This window comes from Streptomyces sp. NPDC093795, from assembly GCF_044764665.1.
Taxonomy (GTDB): Bacteria; Actinomycetota; Actinomycetes; order Streptomycetales; family Streptomycetaceae; genus Streptomyces.
On the sequence record NZ_JBIWIO010000002.1, the window covers coordinates 167,994 to 193,408 of the forward strand.

21 protein-coding genes and 1 tRNA gene are annotated in these 25,415 nt (G+C 71.7%); 8 read left to right on the forward strand and 14 right to left on the reverse strand.

Annotated elements, in window-relative coordinates; all coding sequences use genetic code 11:
• Positions 1 to 71: 71 nt before the first annotated feature.
• The gene (locus ACIRB7_RS05830) at positions 72 to 938 is read left to right on the forward strand and encodes a spermidine synthase (protein ID WP_403592901.1); all 867 of its coding nucleotides are present in this window, start codon (positions 72 to 74) and stop codon (positions 936 to 938) included.
• 17 nt (positions 939 to 955) lie between these two features.
• On the opposite strand, the gene ACIRB7_RS05835 is transcribed toward ACIRB7_RS05830, so the two are convergent.
• Positions 956 to 1,546: a hypothetical protein gene (locus ACIRB7_RS05835; RefSeq protein WP_403592904.1), complete on the reverse strand. Its 591-nt coding sequence runs from the start codon at positions 1,544 to 1,546 to the stop codon at positions 956 to 958.
• A 77-nt stretch (positions 1,547 to 1,623) separates the two neighbouring features.
• Between ACIRB7_RS05835 and ACIRB7_RS05840 the strand changes: the two genes are divergently transcribed.
• From ACIRB7_RS05840 to ACIRB7_RS05850, 3 genes are all read left to right on the forward strand, one after another.
• Positions 1,624 to 2,337 (forward strand): response regulator transcription factor, encoded by a 714-nt coding sequence (locus tag ACIRB7_RS05840; RefSeq protein WP_403592907.1) that lies wholly within the window; start codon positions 1,624 to 1,626, stop codon positions 2,335 to 2,337.
• Positions 2,334 to 3,743 carry a sensor histidine kinase gene (locus ACIRB7_RS05845; RefSeq protein WP_403592910.1) on the forward strand — a complete coding sequence of 470 codons (1,410 nt, stop codon included), beginning with the start codon at positions 2,334 to 2,336 and terminating at the stop codon, positions 3,741 to 3,743. Before ACIRB7_RS05840 ends, ACIRB7_RS05845 begins: the two co-directional genes overlap by 4 nt.
• A 154-nt stretch (positions 3,744 to 3,897) precedes the next feature.
• On the forward strand, positions 3,898 to 5,439 hold the full coding sequence (locus ACIRB7_RS05850) for a cellulose binding domain-containing protein (protein WP_403592913.1): 1,542 nt from the start codon (positions 3,898 to 3,900) through the stop codon (positions 5,437 to 5,439).
• Between the two features lie 74 nt (positions 5,440 to 5,513).
• Here ACIRB7_RS05850 and ACIRB7_RS05855 read toward each other — a convergent pair whose 3' ends face one another.
• The 6 genes from ACIRB7_RS05855 to ACIRB7_RS05880 form a co-directional block, all read right to left on the reverse strand.
• Complete coding sequence (locus tag ACIRB7_RS05855; RefSeq protein ID WP_403592916.1) at positions 5,514 to 5,969, reverse strand: nuclear transport factor 2 family protein; 456 nt, start codon at positions 5,967 to 5,969, stop codon at positions 5,514 to 5,516.
• Between the two features lie 102 nt (positions 5,970 to 6,071).
• Complete coding sequence (locus ACIRB7_RS05860; protein ID WP_403592919.1) at positions 6,072 to 7,721, reverse strand: bifunctional aspartate transaminase/aspartate 4-decarboxylase; 1,650 nt, start codon at positions 7,719 to 7,721, stop codon at positions 6,072 to 6,074.
• A gap of 58 nt (positions 7,722 to 7,779) precedes the next feature.
• Positions 7,780 to 9,462: an aspartate-alanine antiporter gene (aspT, locus tag ACIRB7_RS05865; protein ID WP_403592921.1), complete on the reverse strand. Its 1,683-nt coding sequence runs from the start codon at positions 9,460 to 9,462 to the stop codon at positions 7,780 to 7,782.
• A 178-nt stretch (positions 9,463 to 9,640) separates the two neighbouring features.
• Positions 9,641 to 10,465 (reverse strand): carbohydrate ABC transporter permease, encoded by an 825-nt coding sequence (locus ACIRB7_RS05870; RefSeq protein ID WP_403592924.1) that lies wholly within the window; start codon positions 10,463 to 10,465, stop codon positions 9,641 to 9,643.
• A complete protein-coding gene (locus ACIRB7_RS05875) occupies positions 10,465 to 11,475 on the reverse strand; it encodes a carbohydrate ABC transporter permease (protein ID WP_403592927.1) in 1,011 nt (336 codons plus the stop codon). Before ACIRB7_RS05875 ends, ACIRB7_RS05870 begins: the two co-directional genes overlap by 1 nt.
• Before the next feature lie 6 nt (positions 11,476 to 11,481).
• Positions 11,482 to 12,849 carry an ABC transporter substrate-binding protein gene (locus ACIRB7_RS05880; protein WP_403592930.1) on the reverse strand — a complete coding sequence of 456 codons (1,368 nt, stop codon included), beginning with the start codon at positions 12,847 to 12,849 and terminating at the stop codon, positions 11,482 to 11,484.
• A 167-nt stretch (positions 12,850 to 13,016) separates the two neighbouring features.
• Here ACIRB7_RS05880 and ACIRB7_RS05885 point away from each other — a divergent pair, with 167 nt between their 5' ends.
• Complete coding sequence (locus ACIRB7_RS05885) at positions 13,017 to 15,650, forward strand: cellulose binding domain-containing protein (protein ID WP_403592933.1); 2,634 nt, start codon at positions 13,017 to 13,019, stop codon at positions 15,648 to 15,650.
• Positions 15,651 to 15,709: 59 nt separating this feature from the next.
• Here ACIRB7_RS05885 and ACIRB7_RS05890 read toward each other — a convergent pair.
• The 4 genes from ACIRB7_RS05890 to ACIRB7_RS05905 all read right to left on the reverse strand — a co-directional run bounded on the left by ACIRB7_RS05890 (position 15,710) and on the right by ACIRB7_RS05905 (position 18,683).
• A tRNA-His gene (locus ACIRB7_RS05890) sits at positions 15,710 to 15,782 on the reverse strand.
• Positions 15,783 to 15,899: 117 nt separating this feature from the next.
• Positions 15,900 to 16,502: an oligoribonuclease gene (orn, locus tag ACIRB7_RS05895; protein ID WP_403592936.1), complete on the reverse strand. Its 603-nt coding sequence runs from the start codon at positions 16,500 to 16,502 to the stop codon at positions 15,900 to 15,902.
• A gap of 117 nt (positions 16,503 to 16,619) precedes the next feature.
• Positions 16,620 to 17,792: a helix-turn-helix domain-containing protein gene (locus tag ACIRB7_RS05900; RefSeq protein ID WP_403592939.1), complete on the reverse strand. Its 1,173-nt coding sequence runs from the start codon at positions 17,790 to 17,792 to the stop codon at positions 16,620 to 16,622.
• A 432-nt stretch (positions 17,793 to 18,224) separates the two neighbouring features.
• Positions 18,225 to 18,683, reverse strand: a complete 459-nt coding sequence (locus ACIRB7_RS05905) for a hypothetical protein (RefSeq protein WP_403592942.1) — start codon at positions 18,681 to 18,683, stop codon at positions 18,225 to 18,227.
• A 346-nt stretch (positions 18,684 to 19,029) separates the two neighbouring features.
• On the opposite strand from ACIRB7_RS05905, the gene ACIRB7_RS05910 reads away from it, so the two are divergent.
• Both ACIRB7_RS05910 and ACIRB7_RS05915 read left to right on the forward strand, forming a co-directional pair.
• Entirely contained in the window at positions 19,030 to 19,551 is a 522-nt protein-coding gene (locus tag ACIRB7_RS05910) for a universal stress protein (RefSeq protein ID WP_327162191.1), read from the forward strand.
• A gap of 167 nt (positions 19,552 to 19,718) precedes the next feature.
• Entirely contained in the window at positions 19,719 to 20,285 is a 567-nt protein-coding gene (locus ACIRB7_RS05915; RefSeq protein WP_403592946.1) for a GPR1/FUN34/YaaH family transporter, read from the forward strand.
• Positions 20,286 to 20,410: 125 nt separating this feature from the next.
• Here ACIRB7_RS05915 and glmS read toward each other — a convergent pair whose 3' ends face one another.
• Both glmS and ACIRB7_RS05925 read right to left on the reverse strand, forming a co-directional pair.
• Entirely contained in the window at positions 20,411 to 22,228 is a 1,818-nt protein-coding gene (glmS, locus tag ACIRB7_RS05920; protein WP_403592948.1) for a glutamine--fructose-6-phosphate transaminase (isomerizing), read from the reverse strand.
• 69 nt (positions 22,229 to 22,297) lie between these two features.
• A complete protein-coding gene (locus tag ACIRB7_RS05925; RefSeq protein ID WP_073807713.1) occupies positions 22,298 to 22,573 on the reverse strand; it encodes a hypothetical protein in 276 nt (91 codons plus the stop codon).
• A gap of 205 nt (positions 22,574 to 22,778) precedes the next feature.
• On the opposite strand from ACIRB7_RS05925, the gene ACIRB7_RS05930 reads away from it, so the two are divergent.
• Complete coding sequence (locus tag ACIRB7_RS05930; protein WP_403592951.1) at positions 22,779 to 24,410, forward strand: beta-N-acetylhexosaminidase; 1,632 nt, start codon at positions 22,779 to 22,781, stop codon at positions 24,408 to 24,410.
• Positions 24,411 to 24,502: 92 nt separating this feature from the next.
• Here the strand turns inward: ACIRB7_RS05930 and ACIRB7_RS05935 are convergent, their stop codons facing one another.
• Positions 24,503 to 25,339, reverse strand: a complete 837-nt coding sequence (locus tag ACIRB7_RS05935) for a helix-turn-helix domain-containing protein (RefSeq protein ID WP_403592954.1) — start codon at positions 25,337 to 25,339, stop codon at positions 24,503 to 24,505.
• Between the last annotated feature and the right edge of the window lie 76 nt (positions 25,340 to 25,415).

A 25,415-nucleotide genomic window follows, 5' to 3' on the forward strand; every position in this document is an offset into this window, starting at 1 on the left:
TGGCCGGACAACCGGGCCCCCATGGCCGGCCGGATGACCGGACCCCTCATGACTGGCCGGATAATGGGTCCGTGGCCAGGAACAAGCAGCGCGACCGGGCGGCGGCCGCCGCCTCCGTCGTCGAGACCGTCGACGGCGGGCTCGCCGAACTCATACCCGACCGGGAACGTCCCCGCGCCTGGACGCTGCTCATCGACGGCGCCCCGCAGTCCCACGTGGACCTCGACGACCCGGCCCACCTCGCCTTCGAGTACCAGCGGCGCCTCGGCCACATCGCGGACCTCGCCGCGCCGCCGAACCGGCCGCTCCAGGTCGTCCACCTCGGCGGCGGCGCCTTCACCCTCGCCCGGTACGTCGCCGCGACCCGGCCCCGCTCCACCCAGCAGGTCGTGGAGGTCGACGGGCCCCTCGTGCAGCTCGTCCGCCGGGAGCTGCCGCTCGACAGCGGAGCCCGTATCCGCGTCCGCTCCACCGACGCCCGCGCCGGGCTCGCCAAGATCCAGGACGGCTGGGCCGACCTCGTCATCGCCGACGTGTTCAGCGGGGCCCGCACCCCGGCCCATCTGACCAGCACCGAGTTCCTCGGCGAGGTGCGGCGGGTGCTGAAGCCCGGCGGCCTCTACGCGGCGAACCTCGCCGACGGCCCGCCCCTGACCCATCTGCGCGGCCAGATCGCCACGGCCGCCGCCGTCTTCCCCGAGCTCGCGCTGACCGCCGACCCGACGGTGCTGCGCGGCCGCCGCTTCGGCAACGCGGTGCTGCTCGCCTCCGACCGGGAGCTGCCGGTGGCCGAGCTGACCCGCCGGGTCGCCACCGACCCGCACCCGGGCCGGGTCGAACACGGGCGCGCCCTCGCCGACTTCGCCGGGGGAGCGGCGCCGGTCACCGACGCGAGCGCCAAGCCCTCACCCGTACCGCCCGCGTCCGTCTTCCGCTGACCGTGTGACCGGACGCCTCAGGTCGCGCGGTCCGCGATCTCCACGCGGGGGGCCGTGTCGTGCCAGACGCAGAAGACGGACAGCTCGCGGCCGTCCGCGGTGAACGTGACCCGGATCCAGCTCGGCTGCTTCCACACCTGCATCTGCCAGCCGGAGGCCGGGATCGCCGAGACCAGCTCGGCCGACGTCGCACCCAGGTCGAAGGCGACCCGGCCGCCGTCCACCGTGTAGCTCTTCACGTTCGAGGCGGAGTCGGGCGGGGTGGTGGTCGGGGGAGCGCCCGTCGTGGGCTTCGCCGGCCGGGAGGGGGTCGCCGTGGGCGTGGCCGGGGTCGTGCGGCCGCCGCTCGGCGTGGGCTTCGCCGTCGCGGGCGCGGAGGGCGCGGAGGGCTCGGTGGTGCCGGGCCGCCGGGTCGAGGAGGTCAGCGGGTCGCTGCCGGCGGAGACCGGTTCGTCGGCGCTGCCGGCCGGGAGGGGAAGCGCGCGCGGAGGGTCGTACACCGTGCCGGACAGCACCGTGTGCACCCCCCACCAGGACAGGGTGACCGCCGCGCCGGTGGCGAGCGACCAGGCCAGGGCGTGAACGAGTCCTCTTCGCATCGGGGCCATACTGCACCACGCCGAGGGGACCCGTACCGGAGGGTGGTCCATACCTGCCCTCACCCGAATGGCGTACGGTGCGGCCCATGGCAAGTGTGCTCGTGGTCGAGGACGACCAGTTCGTGCGCTCCGCCCTCATCCGGCAGCTGTCCGAAGCCTCCCACACCGTACGGAGCGTCGGCACGGCCCTGGAGGCGCTGCGCGAGGTCGCCCATTTCCGTTTCGACGTGGTCGTCCTGGACCTCGGACTGCCCGACCTGGACGGGTCCGAGGCGCTCAAGATGCTGCGCGGGATCACCGACGTACCGGTGATCATCGCGACCGCCAGGGACGACGAGGCGGAGATCGTACGGCTCCTCCACGCGGGGGCCGACGACTACCTCGTGAAGCCCTTCTCGGTGGACCACCTCTCGGCCCGGATGGCCGCCGTCCTGCGCAGGGCGCGGGCCTCGGCGGGCGAGGCGCCGCCGTCCCGGGCGCTCCGGGTCGGCGGGCTCACCGTCGACCCGCTGCGCCGTCAGGCGGAGCTCGACGGGACGCCGCTCGACCTGACCCGGCGCGAGTTCGACCTGCTCGCCTTCCTCGCCGGGCGGCCCGGGGTCGTCGTCCCGCGCAAGGAGCTGCTCGCCGAGGTGTGGCAGCAGTCGTACGGGGACGACCAGACCATCGACGTCCATCTGTCGTGGCTGCGGCGGAAACTGGGGGAGACGGCCGCCCGGCCCCGCTATCTGCACACCCTGCGCGGGGTCGGCGTGAAGCTGGAGCCGCCGCGGCAGCAGGAACCGGAGCCGCGGCCGTGAGGTGGGCGCTCGTCAAGGTGTCGCTGGCCGTCACCGCCATGGTCGTCGTCGCCTTCGCCGTCCCCCTCGGGCTCGTCGTCAAGGAGATGGCCCGCGACCGGGCCTTCTCCAACGCCGAACGGCGGGCCGCCGGGCTCGCGCCCGTCCTCGCCATCACCACCGACCGCGACGAACTCGACAAGGCCGTCGCCACCACCGAGGACGGGGCCGCCGGACGGCTCGCCGTCCACGTCCCCGCCGGTGAACCCGGCACCACCGACCTGGAGATCGGCACCCGTCGGGCAGGCGAGGAGGAGCTCGCGACGACCCGCAGGCTCGGCCGGGCCTCCATCGCCGAGGTCCCGGGCGGCTTCGCGCTGCTCCAGCCCACCGCGCTCAGCAGCGGCAAGGTCGCCGTCGTCGAGCTGTTCGTCCCCGAGGGCGAGGTGTCCAACGGTGTCGCCACCGCCTGGCTGGTCCTCGCCGGTGTCGGCATCGCCCTGATCGTCGGCTCCGTCGCCGTCGCCGACCGGCTCGGCGTCCGCATGGTCCGGCCCGCCCAGCGGCTCGCGGGCGCCGCCCACGACCTGGGCGAGGGCAGGCTCGGCGCCAGGGTCCCGGAGGAGGGGCCGCCCGAACTCAAGTCGGCCGCCGTCGCCTTCAACTCCATGGCCGACCAGGTCGTGCAACTCCTCGCCAACGAGCGCGAACTGGCCGCCGACCTCTCCCACCGGCTCCGCACCCCGCTCACCGTGCTCCGGCTCAACGCGGCCTCGCTCGGTTCGGGTCCGGCCGCCGACCAGACCCGCGCGGCCGTCGAACAGCTGGAGCGCGAGGTCGACATCATCATCCGCACCGCCCGCGACGCGAAGCCGCAGACCCAGGCGACCGGTCCGGGCGCGGGCTGCGACGCCGCCGAAGTGGTGCGCGAGCGGATGGAGTTCTGGTCGGCACTCGCGGAGGACGAGAGCCGCCGGGTACGGGTCGCGGGCGTCGAGCGCCCGGTCCGTATCCCGGTCGCCCGCCCCGAACTCGTCGCCGCGCTCGACGCCCTCCTCGGCAACGTCTTCCGGCACACCCCCGAGGGCACCGCCTTCTCGATCGACCTCCACAACGGCGACGACGCCGTCATCGTCCTGGTCTCGGACGCGGGCCCCGGCATCGCCGACCCCGCCGCCGCCCTGGCCCGCGGCAACAGCGGTGCCAGGGACGGCTCCACGGGTCTCGGCCTCGACATCGTGCGACGGATGGCGGAGACCACCGGCGGCGACGTCCGCATCGGACACTCGGTCCTCGGTGGTACGGAGGTCCGCGTCTGGATCGGCCTCGACGGGCGCCGCTCGGGCGGCACGCCCGGACGCCCGGGCCGCCGCCCGGCCCGCCGCCGACGCGGGGGTACGGGGACCCGCAGGGCCGCCGACGCGTGAGCCGTACGGAGCGGAACCTTTCGTGGTTCCGATGCCTTCCTTAAGCGGATCCTAAGGATCCCCGCCCGCGCCCCCGGACACCTTTTTGTCCGTTTTCCAGTCGCTAGCGTGCTGCCGCACCCCCTTCCCCCCAGTACGCAGAGGCAGGCACGCGATGGGCACCAGTTCGCACCGGCGCAGGGCGAGCACCAGGACCAAGGCCGTCGGAGCGGTCGTCGCGGCGGCGGTCGTCGGCGGCGCCGTCTTCGCGTTCACCGGCACGGCCCAGGCCGCCGCGGTCGGCGCCGCGTACACCCGTACCAGCGCCTGGACCGGCGGCTACACCGGCCAGTACGTCGTCACCAACGAGACCTCCACCGCCCAGGCCGACTGGACCCTGGAGTTCGACCTCCCGGCCGGGACGACCATCGGGTCCCTCTGGAACGGCGAGCACACCGTCTCCGGCCGGCACGTCACCGTGAAGCCCGCGAGCTGGAACAAGCAGCTGGCCCCCGGCCAGTCCGTCACCGTCGGCTTCGTCACCTCAGCCGCCGGAGAGGCCGGCGACCCCGCCAACTGCCTCATCAACAAGGCGACCTGCTCCGCCGGCGGCACCGCCCCCACGCCCAGCGGCCGCCCCACGGACCCGCCCACCGCGACGGCCTCCCCGTCGGCGACCGCGAGCCCGAGCGCCACGGCCACGCCCACGCCCACCGCCACGGCCACCACGAGCCCGAAGCCGACCGCCACCACGACGACGGCGCCGACCACCGCCCCGACCCCCACCCCGACGCCCACCGCGACCTCGACCGGCGCCCCCGTCACGGCCGCGAAGTACGCCCCCTACGTCGACACCTCGCTCTACCCGGCGTACGACCTGCTCGCGACCGCCGACGCCACGGGCGTGAAGGAGTTCAACCTCGCCTTCATCACCTCCGGCGGCGCCTGCGCCCCGCTGTGGGGCGGGGTCACCGACCTGGCGAACGACAAGGTCGCGGCCCAGATCGGCGCGCTTCGCGCCAAGGGCGGTGACGTCCGGGTCTCCTTCGGCGGCGCAGCCGGCCACGAGCTGGCCCTGAACTGCTCCTCGTCCTCGGCGCTCGCCGCCGCGTACGGCAAGGTCATCGACCAGTACAAGCTGACCAAGGTCGACTTCGACGTCGAGGGCGCGGCCCTGCCGGACACCGCCGCCAACACCCGCCGCTCGCAGGCGATCGCCCAGCTCCAGAAGTCCCACCCGGGCCTGAACGTCTCCTTCACCCTGCCCGTCATGCCCGAGGGCCTCACCCAGCCCGGCGTCGACCTGCTCGCCGACGCGAAGCGGAACGGCGTCCGCGTCGACGCCGTCAACATCATGGCGATGGACTACGGCCCGGCGTACAGCGCGGACATGGGCACGTACGCCATCCAGGCCGCGACCGCGACCCAGGCGCAGATCAAGGGCGTCCTCGGGCTCTCCGACGCGGCCGCCTGGAAGGCCGTCGCCGTCACCCCGATGATCGGCGTGAACGACGTCGTCACCGAGATCTTCACGGTCGACGACGCCACCCAGCTCGTCGACTTCGCGAAGTCCAAGGGCATCGGCTGGCTGTCGATGTGGTCCTCGACCCGCGACAAGCAGTGCGCGGCCGGCGCGGTGAACTACGCGGACGCCACCTGCTCCTCGATCCTCCAGCAGCCCCTGGCCTTCACGAAGGCCTTCGCCGCCTACAAGTAGGAGGCAGGCCCCCAGGCCCCCCACACCGCGCGCCCCGGCCGGAACCACCCCACCGCCGGCCGGGGCGCGCACCCCTACCCGGCCGCCGACGGGCGTACCGCGCAGGCGTCGGCGATCGCCGAGGTGTCCCAGTAGAAGGGCCGGACCTCGGCGATCCGGCCGTCCCGCACGGTGATCGTCTGGAGGATCGGGAAGGTCAGCTCGCGGCCGGTGGCGCGGGCGCGGGCACGCACGCGCGTGAGGACCACCGCGGTGGGGCCCGTGGCGAGGAACTCCTGTTCCGTCATGTCGAAGGACTCCCACACCCGGCTCATCGTGAGGAAGAAGCGCTCCAGGCCCGCGTGTCCGTGCCAGGTCCCGCCGTACGGCAGGGCGGCGGCCTGGTGGAGGACCACGTCGGGCGCGAAGGAGGGGGCGAGCGGCGCGAAGGAGGCTTTGCCGGGGCCGCCGGCCGCCAGGTAGGCGGCCTCCGCCGCGTACATGCCGGTCAGGACTGCCGTCGAGTCGGTGGTGGGGGAGTTCGTCGTCATGCCGCCAGCGTGACCGGCCGGAACGGATCACGCTGGCGGCTGTCGGACGTCGACCTGGCGTCGGCCGTCTCCCTACTCCCGTACGCCCGTGCCACGCCCGTACTACGCCCGTGCGGCCTTCCACTCCTCCGCGTAGTCGGTGAAGATCGCCCGCAGATGGTGGCCGATCTTCAGGTAGTCCAGGTCGTCGAGGTTGGCGAGCGACACGCGTACGGACCACTCGGGGCCGTCGAAGCCGCCACCGTTGAGGAGGACGACGCTGGTCTGCTCGGCCAGCCGGAACAGCGGGTCGACCGGCTCGTAGTTCTTCTCCAGGAAGTCCGCGAAGTCCTTCCCGTGGACCCGCTCCGCCTCCGCGAGGAGGTCGAGCTCGATGTAGTACCCGGCCCGCTTCGGGTCGTCGGCGATCTTCATCCGGGCGCCTTCGAGGAGCAGGTCGAGGCGCTGGCGCACGATGCCCCGGATCTTCTCCTTGTACGCCTGGCCCTCGTCGAGCAGGTCGAAGAGGGAGAACAGCGTCATCATGACCTGCTGCGGGAGCGAGAGCCCCGCCGTGTGGTTGAGGGCGACCTGGCGGGAGTCGGCCACGAGCCGGTCGATGAACCGGATCTTCCCCGGCTCCAGGCTCAGCGTGCCGTACCGCTTGGCGAGGCGGTCCTTCTCGGCCCCCGGCAGGTTCGCGATCATCTCGTCGATGACGTTGTCGTCGTGGAGGCCGATGACGCCGAGCCGGTGCCCGGTGCAGCCGTAGTGCTTGGAGTACGAGTACACCAGGAGCGTGTTGCGCGGCAGATCGGCGGCGAGTGAGCGGAAGCCCTCGACGAAGGTGCCGTACACGTCGTCCGTGACGATCAGCAGGTTCGGGTTCGGGCCGGCGACGATGTCCTTGATCTGCTGCGTCACCCGCTCGCTCAGCGCGAGGGACGGCGGGTTGGACGGGTTGACGACGCAGACCAGCTTCACCGCCGGGTCGGCCAGCTTCTCGACCTCCTCGGCCGGGTAGCGCCACTCGCGCACCCCGGTCTCCGCGAAGAGGCTCGCGCTGACGGTGACGACGTCGAAGGCGTACGTGTCGAGTTCGGGGATCTCGATGTACGGGGTGAAGACCGGCACCATGAGCGCGATGCGGTCGCCCTTCCTCAGGATCCCGTTCTTCATCAGGGAGTCGAAGATGTAGCACATGGCGGCCGTGCCGCCCTCGGTCGCGAAGAGCGACAGGTTCCCGGCCGGCGGCCGCTTGTCGAACATCTCGTCGGCGAGGTAGCCGCGTACGACCTGCTCGGTGTGGGTCAGGATCCGGTCCGGTACGGGGTAGTTGTCGCCGATCGTGCTGTCGGTCAGCTCGTGCAGGAACGCGTCCTTGTCGAAGCCGAAGCGCTCGACCCCGTACTCCACGCACCTCTGGAGCAGCTCGATCCCCGGCAGGTCCGGGTGCTGCCGTACGAAGGTGTCGAAGCGGGCGCCGGAACCGGGGAGTTCGGGCATGCCACCGAGGTTGTCGGCGGTCCACACCCGGCGGGACTCGGACAGCGCGAAGTACCCGAGGGCGAAGAAGGCCTCGCGGGGGCCGGTGGCGACCCAGTTCGGGTTGCCACGGCCCGCGTTGAGCATCTGCGTCTGCGACTTCTCCTTCTGGCCGGGCTTGCCGGCCTGCGCGGCCTGCGCGATCTGGATGAACTTGTCCTTCAGCTCGAACGGCGAGAGCTGCGCGAAGGACTTGATCTCCTCGCGGGTGAAGGTGGTCTTGGGCACGGCGGACTCTCATTTCCGTCAGGGGGCGGGGATCACGTTCGTCGGGTCGTGCGCCCTCCTACGCTCCGAGGACGCCGACGAGGAGCGGGCCGGTCAGCGGGAGCAGGAAGTTCGAGAGCGTGTAGGTGATCGTGTAGCCGAGCATCGGGACCGAGCTCTGGGCCACCTGCGTGATCGAGGTGATCGCGGGGGTCGAGCACTGCTGGCCCGCGATGGCGCCGATGAGCAGCGGCTTCTCGATCTTCAGGAGCTTGCGGCCGACGATCAGCGAGATCGTCGCGGGCACCAGGACCATCGCGATCCCCGCGAACGGCAGCAGCGCCCCGTACTCCTTGAGCAGCGGCCATGCCTGCGGGCCCGACACCAGACCTGTACAGGCGATGAAGATCGCGAGGCCCATGTCCTTGAGGGTGGCGGCGGCCTGCGGGGGGAACGCGCCGAAGGTCTGCGTACGGGAGCGGAACCAGCCGAAGAGCAGTCCGGAGATCAGACAGCCGCCGCCCGTGCCGAGCGACATCGGGACGTCGCCGAACTTCACCACGACCTGCCCGAGGAGCGAACCGCAGACGATTCCGAGCCCCAGGTAGATGAAGTCGGTGGCGTCGTTCTTCACGACCGCGCCGACCTTGGACGCCAGCTTGCCGAGGCCCGAGCGGGCGCCGACCAGGGTCAGGACGTCACCGCGGTGGACGACGGTCTCCGGGGTCGCGGGCAGATGCTGGTCGTTGCGCAGGACGTCCGTCACGTACACCCCGCCGGAGGTGAACTCCGGGTGCTCCTTGGCGAGGGTGTCCAGGGACTTGCCGACCACGGCCTTGTCGGTGAGCGAGACCTCGGTGGTCGCGAGCGGGGTGTCGAGACCGGGGACGGCCGGGGTCTCGGGGCCGATGACCCGCCCCGCCTCGATGATGTTGGCCCGCCTGCCCACGGTGAGCACCAGGTCGGAGAGGGTCAGCTCGAAGCCGGGCGGGGGAGGGGTGAGGACCTTGCTGCCCCGCTTCACCGCCTCGACGGTGACCCGGCCGCCGAGTGAGCGCTCCAGGTCGCCGACCCTGGTGCCGTCGGCGTGGGTGACCAGGAAGGTCCGGCCGACCATGCCGGGGAGGGCCTCGCGCTCGTCGGACTCCAGGCCACCGCCGGAGCCGCGCATCTTCTCCCACAGCTCGCGGGAGGCGTCGCGGAGGTTGATCCGCAGCATCATCGGCATGATCTGGCTGGTGTAGATGACGATGGTGATGAGGCCGAAGAGGTAGCAGACCGTGTACGCGGTGGCCACGTGCCCCTGGTACTGGGTGATCTGCTCCTGCGTCAGGTCGGACAGCTTGCCGATGGCCTCGGTGGCCGTACCGACGACCGCCGACTCGGTGGCGGCGCCGGCGAGGATGCCGGCGGCGGTGCCGACGTCGAGGTCGAAGGCCCCGGCGAGGCCGAGGGCGATGCCGACGACACAGACGACCTCGATGAGGCAGAGGGCGAAGAAGCGCAGGCTCTTCTTGTTGAGGTTGGAGAAGAACTGCGGTCCCGCCATGTAGCCGAGCGAGAAGATGAACAGCGCGAAGAAGATCGTCTTCACGTCGTCGGAGACGGTGACCTTCGCCCAGGCTCCGAGGAGCAGCGAGACGATGAGGGTGCCGCAGATGCCGCCGAGGGTGATGGGGCCGACCCGGAGCTTGCCGACGAGGTAGCCGGCGGCGAGGCAGAGGAAGAGGGCGAGTTCGGGATGGTCACGCAGGATCCCCATCGGCCCTCACCGCGCCCAAGAGGGGCTAAATGTGAGGATATTGGACATAAGGGGACGCTAACAGGGGGGAGCGGGGAAGTGGATCATTGCCTCGCCCGAACGGGTGAGCGGGCGGTAGGGGAGAGCGGGAAGAGCGGGTACGGGCGGTGCGGGCAAGCGGAGAGGCTTCTCGCGGTGTTCAGCCCTTCACCGCGCCCCGCATCACCCCGCCCACGATGTGCCGCCCGAACAGCGCCAGCACCACGAGCAGCGGCAGCGTCCCGAGCAGCGCCCCCGCCATCACCACCGACTGGTCCGGCACATGCCCCCGCCCCAGCCCCGTCAGCGCCACCTGCACCGTCGGGTTCCCGGTCTGCGTCAGCGCGAGGACCGGCCAGAAGAAGTCGTTCCACGCCGCCACGAACGACAGCATCGCGAGCACCGCCATCGCCGGCCGCGCCGCCGGGAACACCAGGTGCCACACCACCCGCAGCGTCCCCGCCCCGTCGACCCGAGCCGCCTCCAGGAGCTCCGGCGGCAGCGCCCGGAGGAGGTGCTGGCGCATGAAGAAGACCCCGAACGCCGAGACGAGCGAGGGCAGGACCACCGCCTGGAGCTGGTCCGTCCACTGCAGCCGTGCGATCAGCAGATAGAGGGGTACGACCCCGAGCTGAGGCGGGATCAGCATCGTCGCCCCCACGAGCAGCAGCAGCGCGCCCCGGAACCGGAACCGCAGCCTGGCGAAGGCGAAACCGGCGAGCGTCGAGAAGAGCACCGTGCCCGCCGCGACCGAGCCCGCGACCAGCGTGGTGTTGGCGAGGGCCTCACCGAGCCCACCCTCGGCCCAGGCGATCCCCAGGTTCCGCGGCAGGTTCCGCCCGAACCGGAACGGCGGCGGCGCCGACGCGAGCCGCGTACTCGTCCGCGAGGCCGCCACCGCCGTCCACACCAGCGGGAAGAGGGAGACCGCCGCGAAGAGACCGAGGAGCGTGTACGTACCCCAGCCCGCCCGCACCGTCCGCATCAGGCCGCCCTCCTCTGCCCGAGGAGCCGGGCGATCCCGAACACCACCACCAGGATCAGCAGCATCGCCCAGGCGATGGCCGCCGCCCGCCCCAGATGCAGGTTCACCCACCCCTGCTCGTACAGATAGAGCCCCAGCGTCTGGTACTGGTGGTCCGCCCCGCCCGAGGCGCCCGCCCCGCTGTTGAACAGCAGCGGCTCACCGAACAGCTGGGTCGCTCCGATCGTCGACACGAGCACCGTGAAGAGCAGCGCCGGCCGCAGCCCCGGCAGCGTCACGTGCAGGAACTGCCGCCACCGCGAGGCCCCGTCGAGCGCCGCCGCCTCGTACAGCTCGCGCGGGACGGTCTGCATCGCCGCCAGGTAGATCAGCGCGTTGTAGCCGGTCCAACGCCAGATCACGATCGACGAGACGGCGACCTTCGAGGCCCACGGGCCGTTCTGCCAGTCCACCGGGGCGATCCCGACGAGCCCCAGCACCCAGTTGACCATCCCCTGGTCCCGCCCGAAGAGCAGCGCGAAGACGAGCGTCGCCGCGGCCACCGAGGTCGCGTACGGGGCGAGCGCCACGACCCGGAAGGCGAGGTGACCGCGCAGCCGTACGTCCAGCAGGTGCGCCACACCGAGGGCGAGCAGCAGCTGCGGGACGGTGGCGAGGACACCGATGGCGACGGTGTTGGACAGGGCGTTCCAGAAGAACTCGTCGTGCAGCAGCCGGGCGTAGTTGTGGAGCCCGACCCACTCCCGGGCCTCCGGCGCGGTCAGCTCCACCCGGAACAGCGAGGCCCAGGCGGTGGCGACCAGCGGGAAGAGGCCGAACGCCCCGAAGAGCAGGAAGAACGGGGCGACGAGCACGTACGGAGCGGAGCGCGACCGCAGCCGCCCGAGGCGCACAGGCCGCCCCTGCCCACGCCCCCGCCCCCGGACCGGCAGGGGGGCGGCGGCGGGCGGGGGGACGGGCGTACCGGCGGGTGGCAGGAACGGGTCCACGGGGTCCCTCGTCTCGGTCAAGGGCGCTCACCGGTCCAGTGCGTTGTCGATCGCCCGCATCGCCGCCCGCCAGGCCGAGTCGGGCGACCGCCCGGTCTGGTCGACCTGGAGCATCCCGATGTCGGAGAGGATCTGGTTGACGAGCCCGTCCTTGGGCCCGACCGGGGCGAGCGGCACTCCCCGGGCGGCCGCCGCGAAGAGCGGCCCGGTCGGCGCGTCACCGAAGTAGGGGTGCCGCGCGTCCGCCACCTGCGGCAGCCGGTACGCGGCGGAGGCGCTCGGGAAGCCGCCGCGCCGGGCGAACAGCAGGGCCTGCTGCTCGGGCGCGGTCAGCCAGGCCGCGAGCCGGGCGGCCTCGGCCCGCTGCCGCCCGGCGGACGGCACGACGAGGAAGGAGCCGCCCCAGTTGCCGGGCCGGGGCGCCACCGTCACGTCCCACCGCCCGCGCGCGGCAGGACCGGACTTGTCCTGGATGTAGGCGAGCATCCAGGCCGGGCAGGCGATCGAGGCGAAGGCCCCCCGCGCGAACGCCTGGTCCCAGTCCGGCGTGAACTGCTGGAGCCGGGCGGTGAGCCCCTGCCGGGCGAAGTCGGCGGCGAGGTCCCAGGCGGCCCGCACGTACGGATTGGTCCCCACCACGAGATCGCCGCGCGCGTCGTAGTAGCGCAGCGGAGCGCCGGAGACGGCCGCGGCGAGCACCCCGGAGGCGGAGTCGGTGAACGCCACGCCCTCGGGCGCCCGTTCGGCGAAGCGCCGCCCGACCTCCTCGTACTTCCGCCAGTCCCCGGCCCACAGGCGCCCGACGGTCTCCCGGTCGGTGGGAAGCCCGGCCGCGGCGAAGTGGTCCTTGCGGTAGCAGAGGGCCAGCGGGCCGATGTCCGTGCCGAGCCCGAGGGTGCGGCCGTCGGGGGTGGTGGCCTGCGCCCACTTCCACGGCAGGAAGGCCTTCTTGTCGACGCCGGGCGCCGAGCCGAGGTCGTCGAGTCGTCCGGCCTGGGTGTCGACGACCTCGGCGATGTTGCCGACCTCGACGGCCTGGACGTCGGCGAGGCCGGAGCCTGCGGTGAGGTGGGTGAGCAGCTGGGGGTAGTAGACGTCGTTGCGGGAGAGCGAGGTCTGCCGGACGGTGACGTCGGGACGGAGCCGCATGTACGTGTCGTAGAGCCCGGCCTCCTGGAAGCCGAACTCCCCGAAGACGCCGACGGTGAGGGTGATCGGCCGCCCGGCGCCGTCGACGCGCTCGCGGTCGGGTACGGGGGACGGCTCCGGCGGGTCGGTGGCGCACCCGGCGGAGAGCGCGGCGCACAGGAGGAGGACGAGGGCGAGGAGGAAGGCGGGGGCGGGTACGAGGGGCCCGCGTCCGGCGGCGCCGGGCCGCGTCCTCCTCCACCACATGATCCCGACCGTAGTGCGCGGCGCCTCCGGGGGCGGGGAGCCCACCGGGCGCACCACCCGGACGGCCGAGCGTCGTCGAACGTCTTCGACGGTTCCCGCGTATTGACCGTGTTCTGACAGCCCACCAATAGTGGGAGCGCTCCCATCCACTCTCCGACAGGACCCCCATGCGCAGAACACGACACCTCCTGGCGGGGCTCGCCCTGACCGCCGGTCTCCTCGCGGGGGCAGTGCCGGCCACCGCCGTGCCCACCCCGGCCGCACCCGCGGCCGCGGCCCCCTCGTACACCTGGAAGAACGTCCGGGTCGACGGCGGCGGCTTCGTCCCCGGCATCGTCTTCAACCGGACCGAGAAGAACCTGGCCTACGCCCGCACCGACATCGGCGGCGCCTACCGCTGGAACCAGGCCGCCTCCTCCTGGACCCCGCTCCTCGACCACATCGGCTGGGACGACTGGGGCCACACCGGAGTCGTCGGACTCGCCACCGACTCCGTCGCCCCCGACCGCGTGTACGCCGCCGTCGGCACGTACACCAACGACTGGGACCCCGGCAACGGCGCCGTCCTCCGCTCCGCCGACCGCGGCGCCACCTGGCAGCGCACCGACCTCCCCTTCAAGCTCGGCGGCAACATGCCGGGCCGCGGCATGGGCGAACGCCTCGCGATCGACCCGCACAAGAACAGCGTCCTCTACCTCGGCGCCCCCAGCGGCAACGGCCTCTGGCGCTCCACCGACTCCGGCGTCACCTGGTCGAAGGTCACCTCCTTCACCAACCCCGGCAATTACCAGCAGGACCCCACCGACACCAGCGGCTACAACTCCGACGAACAGGGCATCGTCTGGGTCACCTTCGACGAGTCCACCGGCGCCGCCGGCCGCGCCACGAGCACCCTCTACGTCGGCGTCGGCGACAAGGAGAACGCCGTCTACCGCTCCACCGACGCCGGCGCCACCTGGACCCGCCTGCCCGGCCAGCCCACCGGCTACCTCGCCCACAAGGGCGTGCTCGACGCCGAGAACGGCTACCTCTACCTCGCGTACAGCGACACGGCGGGCCCGTACGACGGCGGCAAGGGCCAGGTCTGGCGGTACGCCACGGCCACCGGCGCCTGGACGGACATCAGCCCCGTCGCCGAGGCCGACACCCACTACGGCTTCAGCGGCCTCACCGTCGACCGGCAGAACCCCGGCACGGTCATGGTCTCCGGCTACAGCTCCTGGTACCCCGACACCCAGATCTTCCGCTCCACCGACAGCGGCGCCACCTGGACCAGGGCCTGGGACTACACCTCGTACCCGAACCGCGCCGACCGCTACACGATGGACGTCTCCTCCGCCCCCTGGCTGACCTGGGGCGCGAGCCCCGCCCCGCCCGAGCAGACCCCGAAGCTCGGCTGGATGACCGAGGCCCTGGAGATCGACCCGTTCGACTCGAACCGCATGATGTACGGCACCGGCGCCACGATCTACGGCACCACCGAGCTCACCCGGTGGGACGCCGGGACGAAGTTCACGATCCGGCCCATGGTCGCCGGTCTCGAGGAGACCGCCGTCCTCGACCTGGCCTCGCCGCCCTCCGGAGCCCCGCTGATCAGCGCCCTCGGGGACATCGGCGGCTTCCGGCACACGGACCTCACCAAGGTCCCCCCGATGATGTTCACCGGTCCCAACTTCACCTCCACCACCAGCGTCGACTTCGCCGAGACCAAGCCGGACACCGTCGTACGCGCCGGGCACCTCGACGGCGGCCCGCGGGTCGCGTTCTCCACCGACAACGCCGCCACCTGGCGCGCCGGACAGGAACCCGCCGGCGTCACCGGCGGCGGCACGGTCGCCGCGTCCGCCGACGGCACCCGCTTCGTCTGGAGCCCCGAAGGTGCCGGCGTCCACACCGGCACCGGCGGCGCGTGGACGGCGTCCACCGGCATCCCGGCCGGCGCGACCGTGGAGTCCGACCGCGTCGACCCGCGCACCTTCTACGGCTTCGCGGCCGGCGCCTTCCACGCCAGTACGGACGGCGGCCTGACCTTCACCGCCAAGGCCACCGGCCTCCCCGCCAAGGGCAACGTCCGCTTCAAGGCCGTCCCCGGCAAGAAGGGCGACATCTGGCTCGCCGGCGGCGCCCCCGACGCCACCTACGGCCTCTGGCACTCCACCGACGGCGGCGCCACCTTCACCCGGATCGCCGGGGTCGAGCAGGCCGACACCATCGGCTTCGGCAAGGCCGCGCCGGGTGCCACGTACCCCACCCTCTACACGAGCGCGAAGATCGGCGGCGTGCGCGGCGTCTTCCGCTCCACCGACGCGGGCGCGAGCTGGGTCCGGATCAACGACGACGCGCACCAGTGGGGCTGGACCGGCGCCGCGATCACCGGTGACCCCCGGGTCTACGGCCGGGTGTACGTCTCCACCAACGGCCGCGGCATCCTCTACGGCGACACGGCCGAGACGGGCGGCGGCGACGGCGGCACCGGCCCCGGCACCCCCACGGGCGCCTGCGAGGTCGCGTACAAGGTGACCAACCAGTGGCAGGGCGGCTTCACGGCCCAGGTCACCCTCCGGAACACGGGTACGGCTCCGCTGAACGGCTGGACCGTCCGCTGGACCCAGCCGGCCGGCCAGCGCGTCACCCAGGCGTGGAACGCGACGGTGACCCAGACCGGAGCGGACGTGGCGGCCTCGCACCTCTCGTACAACGCGACGGTCCCGCCGGGCGGCTCGGCCGCCTTCGGCCTCAATGGCTCCTGGTCGGGCGCCAACCCGCCCCCGACGTCCGTCAGCTGCACGTCGGGAACGTAGACCGGAACGTGGAAACGACTCAGGCCCCGGTTCTTTCGAACCGGGGCCTGAGCCTTCAGGGTGAGTAACGGGACTTGAACCCGCGACATCCTGGACCACAACCAGGTGCTCTGCCAGCTGAGCTATACCCACCATGCCCGGCGGTGTTCCCGAAGGTTTCCCTGACCGGCCGAGAAGAAGTCTACAGGGTGCTGGAGGGTGCTCGCGCCCGCGTTTTCCGCAGCGGGTTCCGAGGGCGCGAGCGGGCGGTCATTCCGCGGGCAGGACGTGACGGGCCGCGATCTGCTTCGCGGTCTCCGAGTCCGGGCCGGGCTGCGGGACGAAGACCGCCTCCCGGTAGTAGCGCAGCTCCGCGATGGACTCGCGGATGTCGGCGAGCGCCCGGTGGTTGCCGTTCTTCTCCGGACTGTTGAAGTACGCCCTCGGGTACCAGCGGCGGGCCAGCTCCTTGACCGAGGAGACATCGACGATCCGGTAGTGCAGGTGGCTCTCCAGGGCGGGCATGTCCCGGGAGAGGAAGCCGCGGTCCGTGGAGACCGAGTTCCCGCACAGGGGCGCCTTGCCGGGTTCCTTGACGTGCTCGCGGATGTACGCGAGGACCTGGGCCTCCGCGTCGGCCAGCGTGGTGCCGCCGGGCAGCGCGTCGAGCAGTCCCGAGGTCGTGTGCATCTGGCGCACGATCTCCGGCATGGTCTCCAGGGCCGCGTCCGGCGGGCGGATCACGATGTCCACCCCGTCGCCGAGCACGTTCAGTTCCGAGTCGGTGACCAGTGCGGCCACCTCGATGAGTGCGTCGTCCGTCAACGAGAGCCCGGTCATCTCGCAGTCGATCCACACCATGCGATCGTTCATGCGTCCTACCTTAGGTGCTCTTCCTGCGGGGGGAAGCGGCCGACGGGCGCCCGGGGGAGGTCTCCCCGGACGCCCGTCGGTCCTGCGGTGCGCCGCTTGTGGCCGCGCGGGTCGGTGTTACGGCGCGCTGCGCTGGCCCGGCAGCGACGCCCGCCCGGGGGCGAAGGCGTCGGACTGCGGCTTGCCGGGCTCCAGGGGGGACGCCGGGCGCCGGACGCCCGCCGAGACCTGGGCGGCCACGACCGTGTCGAGCACCGTCGAACCGGAGTCGCCCTGCGGCCGCCGCGCGCGGTACGCCGCCCGGTAGGCGGCCGGCGAGGAGCCGAGCTGCCGCCGGAAGTGGCCGCGCAGCGCCACCGGCGAGCGGAAGCCGCACCTGCCCGCGACCTCGTCGACCGAGTAGTCGGAGGTCTCGAGCAGCCGCTGCGCCTGGAGCACCCGCTGGGTGATCAGCCACTGGAGGGGGGCCGAACCGGTCAGCGAGCGGAACCGGCGGTCGAAGGTCCGCCGTGACATGTACGCACGGGCCGCCAGGGTCTCCACGTCGAACTGCTCGTGGAGGTGCTCAAGCGCCCAGGCGACGACCTCGGCCAGCGGGTCGGCGCCGATCTCCTCAGGTAAAGACCTGTCGAGGTAGCGCTCCTGACCGCCGCTGCGCCGCGGCGGGACGACCAGCCGGCGCGCCAGGGCGCCCGCGGCCTCCGTGCCGTGGTCGGTCCGCACGATGTGCAGACACAGATCGATTCCGGCCGCGGTGCCGGCGGAGGTCAGCACGTCCCCGTCGTCGACGAAGAGCTCCCGGGGGTCCACATGGACCGACGGGTAGCGCTTGGCGAGCGTCGGCGCGTACATCCAGTGCGTGGTCGCCGGACGCCCGTCGAGCAGGCCGGCCGCGGCGAGGACGAAGGCGCCGGTGCACAGACCGACGATCCTCGCGCCCTCCTCGTGGGCCCTGCGCAGCGCTTCGAGCGCCTCCGGCGGCGGCGGCGAGGTGATCGACCGCCAGGCCGGGACGACGACGGTGCCCGCGCGGCTGATGGCCTCCAGGCCGTACGGCGCGGTCAGTTCGAGTCCACCGGTGGTCCGCAGCGGGCCGTCCTCGCCCGCACAGACGAGCAGCCGGTAGCGGGGCACCCCGGCGTCCTGCCGGTCGATGCCGAACACGGAGAGCGGGATGGAGCTCTCGAAGATGGGGCCGCCACTGAACAGCAGCACCGCGACGACTTCGCGACGGCGGCGCCCGGTCAGTTTCCGTGCGGCCTCCGGCGCAATAATGGAGTCCTGGCTCATGACGCTAAGCCCCCCTCGGTGTTCGCGTCTCCCTGGTCGTGTCGCTCCTGCACGTTTCCCCTCGGTTTTGCACGAGACCCCAGTCTTCGGTACCCATGATCGAATCTACTGTGTCCCGTGGCGCCGGCGTGACAAGTTCTCCATCCGGTGGATTGTCGACAAGGCCACTTGGCGCGAAGCGATCGATGGCGAAGTCTGCCGTCCGACGGCCGTCCCGGGGAGGGGTGGCGCGACGAACACCCCCGTACGCGGGGGTGTGAGCCCTTGTGGCGGGGCGTTTTCGAGTGTCGGCGCCGGGGTTGGGCAACCGTTCCGCCAAGGACTCGCCGGCAGATGGAAGTTGGCTGAAAACATATCGGTTCGCGTGTACGAACCTGTCAACTCGAAGGGGAACGGGCCCCGCGGAGGCCTCCCTTTCGGCCCGGTTTCGACCTAGGCGTTCCGGCGGATCGGGGCCTGGCCGCGCCGCCTGCCGCGACCGCTCCCGCTGCTCCCGCCGTGCGGCCCGCCACTCCCGTCGTTCTCGCCGCGCAGCCCGCGCTCCGAGTGCCGCAGCAGTACCCGGCAGGCCGCCGTCACCGCGACGAGGCCGAGCGCGGCGCCGGCGGCCCCGCCGAGCGAGGTGCCGTAGACGACGAGGACCACCGGGACCAGGACGCAGCAGAACACCGCCCAGCGGACGACGTCGCCGGCCTGGTCCGCCGCGCCGGCGCCCGGCACCGCCCCCGACGCCCCTGGTGCCGCCCCGGCCGCTCCCGGCGCCCTTCCCGGGTCCTGGTCCGCCGTGGCGGGCGGGGAGAGGACGGGGGCCCGGCGGTGGCCGCGAGGTGCGGCGAGCACGGACGCGGGCGTGGTGGAGGTCTGGCCGGCGGCGGTCGATGGTGCGGGCACGGGCGGTCTCCCTACGACGGTGGGCTGGACCTGTGGGCAACGAGGAGCGGAACGTTCCGGTCACTCTGGGCGACGTCCGTTTGGCCCCCGTACGGACGCCTGTAGGACACAACCGGCATTGCCAGATCCCGAGCCGCTCGTGCATGCTCCCTGGAACGCCGTGCGCGAGCGGCGGGCACGCCGGGAGCGGCACGGTGGGCTCTGGGCAGGAGAGGAGTGTCGCCGTACCCTTGGGGGTATGGGCTTGGGAAGATGATTCCCGGACACACAGCTCCGCCGCCACCCTTGTTCCGTCCGCTTCCTTTCCCCGTCCCTTCCCACGAGGACTCTCTTCGCCGAGACACCGATGGCCGGTCACGAATTCTCCGAACCCGCGGACCGCAAGCGCGTCGCCGACTCCACGGTCGACCCCCTGGCGGTAGAACAGCCACGCCATGCCTGCGACCCGGCCTTCCGGCACGGGGTGGTCGTCGGCTTCGACGGCTCCATGTCCAGTGAGCGCGCCCTCGCCTATGCCATCGGCATGGCCCGGCGCTCCGGCTCGGGCCTGATCATCGTGCACGTGGCCAACCGGCTGCCCACCACGGTGTGGGCCGGCTGTGAGCCCCCCGTCTTCGTCGACGTGCCCGATCACCGCACCGAGGTCCTCGGCCTCGAGCTCGCCTGCGCCGAGCACCTCTCCGAGGTGCCCTGGATCCTCGTCGAGCGCGGCGGGGACATCTGCCACGAGCTGGAGGAGGTCGGCCGCGAGTACTCGGCCGACGCGATCGTGGTCGGCTCCACGCACGGGATCGTCGGCCGGATCTTCGGCTCGGTGGCCGGGCGTCTGGCGCGGCGCGCGCAGCGGCCCGTGATCGTCATCCCGTAGGCGCCCCACCGCGCGGGTTCGTTTCTCCCAACTGCCGTCATCCGGCCATAAATTCGGCCTTCCGCAGGTGAATTGTGCGCTTGTGAAGGGTAGATAAAGGTCACCGGATCAGTCTCCGGATCACAGCAGCTCACGCAGCTCGGCTGCACTCCTGAAGGGAGCCCGCCGTGGACAACGACGTCGCCGCGGGGAACAGCACCTCCACTCTCGGCCACCTCGCACTCGGACTGACCCTGCTCGCCTTCGGGCTGGGCGGTACGGGTGTCATCGACAACGTCGCGGCAGCGGATGCCGCGGGCCTCGCCACCTGGGTCGGCGGGGTGGCGCTCTTCCTCGTCGGCATGCTCGCCCTCCGCGCGGGCGACAAGGGCGAGGGCACGGCGTTCGCGGCGCTCGGCGCCTTCTGGTTCACCTGGGGGACCGCGGCCGGCGGCGGCGCCTCGGCCGACGCGGTCGGCGTCTTCATGCTCCTGTGGGCGCTCCTGGCACTCACGCTGACGATGGCGGCCTCGGGCAGCGGGCTGTTCGGACAGGGCGTGTACGGGCTGCTGTTCGTCGCGCTCCTGCTGCTCGGCATCGGGGCGCTCGCCGACAACGGGGGCCTCGGCAAGGCGGGCGGCTGGGTCGCGGCCGTCGCGGGCCTCGTCGCCTGGTACGGCGCCACGGCGGCGGTGGCGGGCTGGCCGATGGCCTTCCGTCGCACGGCGGGCACGAGCGCCCCTGCCGCGGGGTAGGTACGGGAGATGAAATCGGTCCCTGTCGCACCTGGGTGTGCGACAGGGACCGATTTCGTGTCCGGTCGATCCGCCGGGGGACAGGCCCGGCGGCGCGGGTCGGGGGGACAGGCCCCGACCGGCTGCTACTCGACCGTGACGGACTTGGCCAGGTTGCGCGGCTTGTCGATGTCGCGGCCCATGGCGAGCGCCGTGTGGTAGGCGAGGAGCTGGAGCGGGATGCCCATCAGGATCGGGTCCAGCTCGTCCTCGTTCTTCGGCACGATGATGGTGTGGTCGGCCTTCGCCTGCGGCTGGTGCGCGACCGCGAGGATGCGGCCGCTGCGGGCCTTGATCTCCTCGAGGGCGGCGCGGTTCTTCTCGAGCAGGTCGTCGTCGGGGACGATCGCGACCGTCGGCAGGGCCGGCTCGATGAGGGCGAGCGGGCCGTGCTTCAGCTCGGAGGCCGGGTAGGCCTCGGCGTGGATGTAGGAGATCTCCTTGAGCTTCAGGGAGGCCTCGAGGGCGACCGGGTAGCCCCGGACACGGCCGATGAACATCATCGACTGGGCGCCGGCGTACGCCTCGGCGATCTTCTTGATCTCGTCCTCGGTCCGGAGGATCTCGCTGATCTGCTCGGGCAGCTTGCGCAGGCCCTCGATGATCCGCTTGCCGTCGGTGACGGACAGGTCGCGGATGCGGCCCAGGTGCAGGGCGAGCAGCGCGAAGGCGGTGACCGTGTTGGTGAAGCACTTGGTGGAGACGACGCAGACCTCGGGGCCCGCGTGGACGTAGATGCCGCCGTCGGCCTCGCGGGCGATGGCGGAGCCGACCACGTTGACCACGCCGAGGACGCGGGCGCCCTTGCGCTTGAGCTCCTGGACGGCGGCGAGCACGTCGTAGGTCTCACCGGACTGGGAGACGGCGATGTAGAGGGTGTCGGGGTCCACGACCGGGTTGCGGTAGCGGAACTCCGAGGCCGGCTCGGCGTCGGCGGGGATACGGGCCATGGACTCGATGAGCCCGGCGCCGATGAGACCGGCGTGGTACGAGGTGCCGCAGCCGAGGATCTTGATGCGGCGGATGGTGCGGGCCTCGCGCGGGTCCAGGTTCAGGCCGCCGAGGTGCACCGTGGAGAAGCGGTCGTCGATCCGGCCGCGCAGCACGCGGTCGACCGCGTCGGGCTGCTCGGAGATCTCCTTGTGCATGAAGGTGTCGTGGCCGCCCATGTCGAAGGAGGCGGCCTCCCACTCGACGGTCTCCGGGGTGGGGGTGGTGGTGGCGCCGGAGATCGTGTACGTGCGGAAGTCGTCGGCCTTGAGGGTGGCCATCTCGCCGTCGTCGAGGGTGACGACCTGGCGGGTGTGGGCGATCAGGGCGGCGACGTCGGAGGCGACGAGCATCTCCTTCTCGCCGATGCCGAGGATGACCGGCGAGCCGTTGCGGGCCACGACGATGCGGTCGTTGAAGTCGGCGTGCATCACGGCGATGCCGTAGGTGCCCTCGATGACCTTGAGCGCCTCGCGGACCCTGTCCTCCAGGGTCACGGCCTGGGAGCGGGCGATGAGGTGGGTGATGACCTCGGTGTCCGTCTCGGAGGCGAAGACGACGCCGTCGGCCTCCAGCTTGGCGCGGAGCTCCTGGGCGTTGTCGACGATGCCGTTGTGGACGACGGCGACCTTGTTCTCGGGGTCCAGGTGCGGGTGCGAGTTGACGTCGCTCGGCGCGCCGTGGGTGGCCCAGCGGGTGTGGGCGATGCCGGTGGTGCCGGTGAAGCGCTTGGGGACGCGGGCCTCCAGGTCACGGACCCGGCCCTTGGCCTTGACCATCTTCAGGCCGGAGGCCTTCGGGCTGGTGACGACCATGCCGGCGGAGTCGTAACCGCGGTACTCCAGGCGTGCGAGGCCTTCGAGCAGCAGCGGGGCGACGTCACGCTTACCGATGTAACCGACAATTCCGCACATAAAGGTGAAACCCCTCCAGGTTGACGATGGTGCTTCTCAGTCGCTTCTCGGCCGGGTCCCGGCCGCGTCTCAGCCGTAGACGATGCGGCGCAGTTGCCGGAGCGAGAGCTCCGGTGGCGCCACCGCCCGGTGTGGCAGCTCCGCCGCGATCCGTTCGAAGATCTCGGTGTTCACCGCGCCGCCGGACTGCAGTTCGCGATGGCGGCGGCGGACGAACTCCTCGGTCGTCTCGTCGAAGTACGCCAGCACGTCGAGCACCACCCGGGCGGCCTCACCGCGCTGGAGCGCGGTGCTGCGGACCAGATGGTCGACGAGGTCGTCATGCGACGGGCGGCGTTCGAGCACCCGTGAATATTGAGGGGTGCGGACCGTATTTCGCAAGAATCCTGCCCGATATCGGGCAGTGGCGTCATGATCGACGTAAAAACCAGGGTCTTGGTCCAGACCTTGGCCGGTTCCGGGGTGCCGGGGGCGCGCAGGGAGGGCGCTGACCGGATATACGTAACAACAGGACGACGGACGTGTCGATCATCCGAAGGGGACCATGCCTGTGAGACAGAGCCGACGGATTCACCGCCTGATCGGGTCCCTGCTGCTGGTCGCGACCGCCGGGGTGGGCTGCGGCGAGTCCGCCGCCGACACCCGGACCGGCGACGGAAAGACCGCCGCGGCCGAACCCGAGGTCCGCCCCCTCGGCCGCATCGTGCCCGTACCCGCCTCCGTCACCCCCGGCGGCGAGCCGTACGCCCTCACCCCCACCACCCGCATCGGCGTGGCCGGGACCTCCCGCGAGACCAAGGCCATCGGCCGCTACCTCGCCGGCCTGCTCCGCCCCGCCACCGGCTTCCCGCTGCCCGTCGTCGACGAGGCCGCGGCCGGCGGCGGCATCCGGCTCCGGCTCAGCCCCGGCGAGACCGCGCTCGGCGAGGAGGGGTACCGGCTCCGCTCCGCGCCCGACGGCCTCACCCTCACCGCCCGCGAGCCCGCAGGCCTCTTCCGCGGCGTCCAGACCCTGCGCCAGCAGCTGCCCTCCGCCGTCGAGCGGGGCTCCGTACAGCCGGGCCCCTGGAAGATCGCGGGCGGCACGATCACCGACACCCCGCGGTACGCCTACCGGGGCGCCATGCTCGACGTCTCCCGCCACTTCTTCACCGTCGACGAGGTCAAGCGGTACATCGACCAGCTCGCCCTCTACAAGATCAACACCCTGCACCTCCACCTCACCGACGACCAGGGGTGGCGCATCGCCGTCGACTCCTGGCCCCGGCTCACCAGCCACGGCGGCTCCACCGAGGTCGGCGGCGGCCCCGGCGGCTTCTACACCAAGGAGCAGTACAAGGAGATCGTCCGGTACGCCTCCTCCCGCTACCAGGAGGTGATCCCCGAGATCGACATGCCGGGCCACACCTTCGCGGCCCTCGCCTCCTATGACGTCCTCAACTGCGACAACATCGCGCCGCCGCTCTACACCGGGATCAAGGTCGGCCTCAGCTCCCTGTGCGTGCCCAAGGAGGTCACGTACGACTTCGTCGACGACGTGATCCGGGAGATCGCCGCTCTCACCCCCGGCCGCTACCTCCACATCGGCGGCGACGAGGCCCACTCCACTCCCCACGCCGACTACGTGACCTTCATGGACCGCGTGCAGCCGGTCGTCGCGAAGTACGGCAAGAAGGTCGTCGGCTGGCACCAGCTGACGAGCACGACCCCCGCCGAGGGAGCCCTCGTCCAGTACTGGGGCCTCGACCGCACCCCCGCCGCAGAGAAGGAGCGGGTCGCCGCGGCCGCGCGGAACGGCACCGGGATCATCCTCTCGCCCGCCGACCGCACCTACCTCGACATGAAGTACACCCCCGACACCCCGCTCGGCCTCACCTGGGCCGGACACGTCGAGGTACGGAAGTCGTACGACTGGAACCCGGCCACCTACCTGCGGGGGGCGCCGGAGAGCGCCGTCCGGGGCGTCGAGGCGCCCCTGTGGACGGAGACCCTGGCCACCACGGCCGACCTCGACGTCATGGCCTTCCCCCGCCTGCCGGGCGTGGCCGAACTGGGCTGGTCCCCGGCGGCCACCCACGACTGGGACACGTACAAACTCCGCCTGGCGGAACAGGCCCCGAGATTCGAGGCCCTGGGCATCGACTACTACCGGTCACCGCAGGTGCCGTGGCCGGCGGAGTAGCCCGCCCGTGAACGTGGAACGCCCGGCCGGGGGGCTCCCTGGCCGGGCGTTTGGCGTGCGGCCCTCGGTCAGACGACGGGGGGATTCGGCCGTCACGAGGTGCCCTTCCGCGCCTCCTGGATCATGGCCACAGACTCTGCCTGGGAGAGGCATTCGGCCTGTAGTTGCAGGAATCGCATGAGCGGAGGCCTTACAGCGCTGCTCTCCCGCTCCACGAACCCCCGCAAATGGGATTCGCCGTAGGCGACCACAGACCGGTCCGCCAAGGTGGACAAACTGGCCGGGAGGTTGAACGGCCGACGCTCTCCGATGGAGAACGGGGCCACCTGGAGCATGGTGTGAGGCCGCTCGGCGAAGTCGACCAGCTGTTGGAGCTGGGCGTCCATCACGGTCGTCCCGCCGATGGGGCGGCGGATGCAGCTCTCGTCCAACACCACGAGCATCAAGGGCAACCGCCGTAACAACGACGCTTGTCGCTCAGCAACGAATGAGATGCGCTCTTCAGCCTGTTGCTGTGTGATCAAGCCGCGTCGCACGTCTGCCATGTTGACCACTTGCGCGTACTCCGGGGTCTGCAGGAGCCCTGGAATGATCCCGATCTCGAAGATCCGGAGCTCGACGGCCCGCCTCTCGTACTCGACGTACTCCGGGAACCCTTCCAACAGGCTGCCACGCCGCATTTCGTGCCACTTACGCTCGAACGAATCCCCCGCTTCGACGGTGCCGAAGACCAGATCCGCCTTCCGCGAGAAGGGAAGGGTTGGCGGTTTGCGACCGGTTTCCACAGCTGAAATGTGTTGACTGGAGTACTCCATGAGCGCAGCCAGTTCCTCCTGACTCCAGTTACGAAGCTCACGCTGCCTGCGCAGATGTGCGCCGAACGCTGCCCGGGGGCTGCTGTCCGGTCTTAACTCCCTGCGGTTGACCACAACTCTTCCTTCTCGTCAGGCAAGTTGACCAGTTGAAGGAACTCTGACTCTAGGTCACGCTGACGGCCCCTGGTAG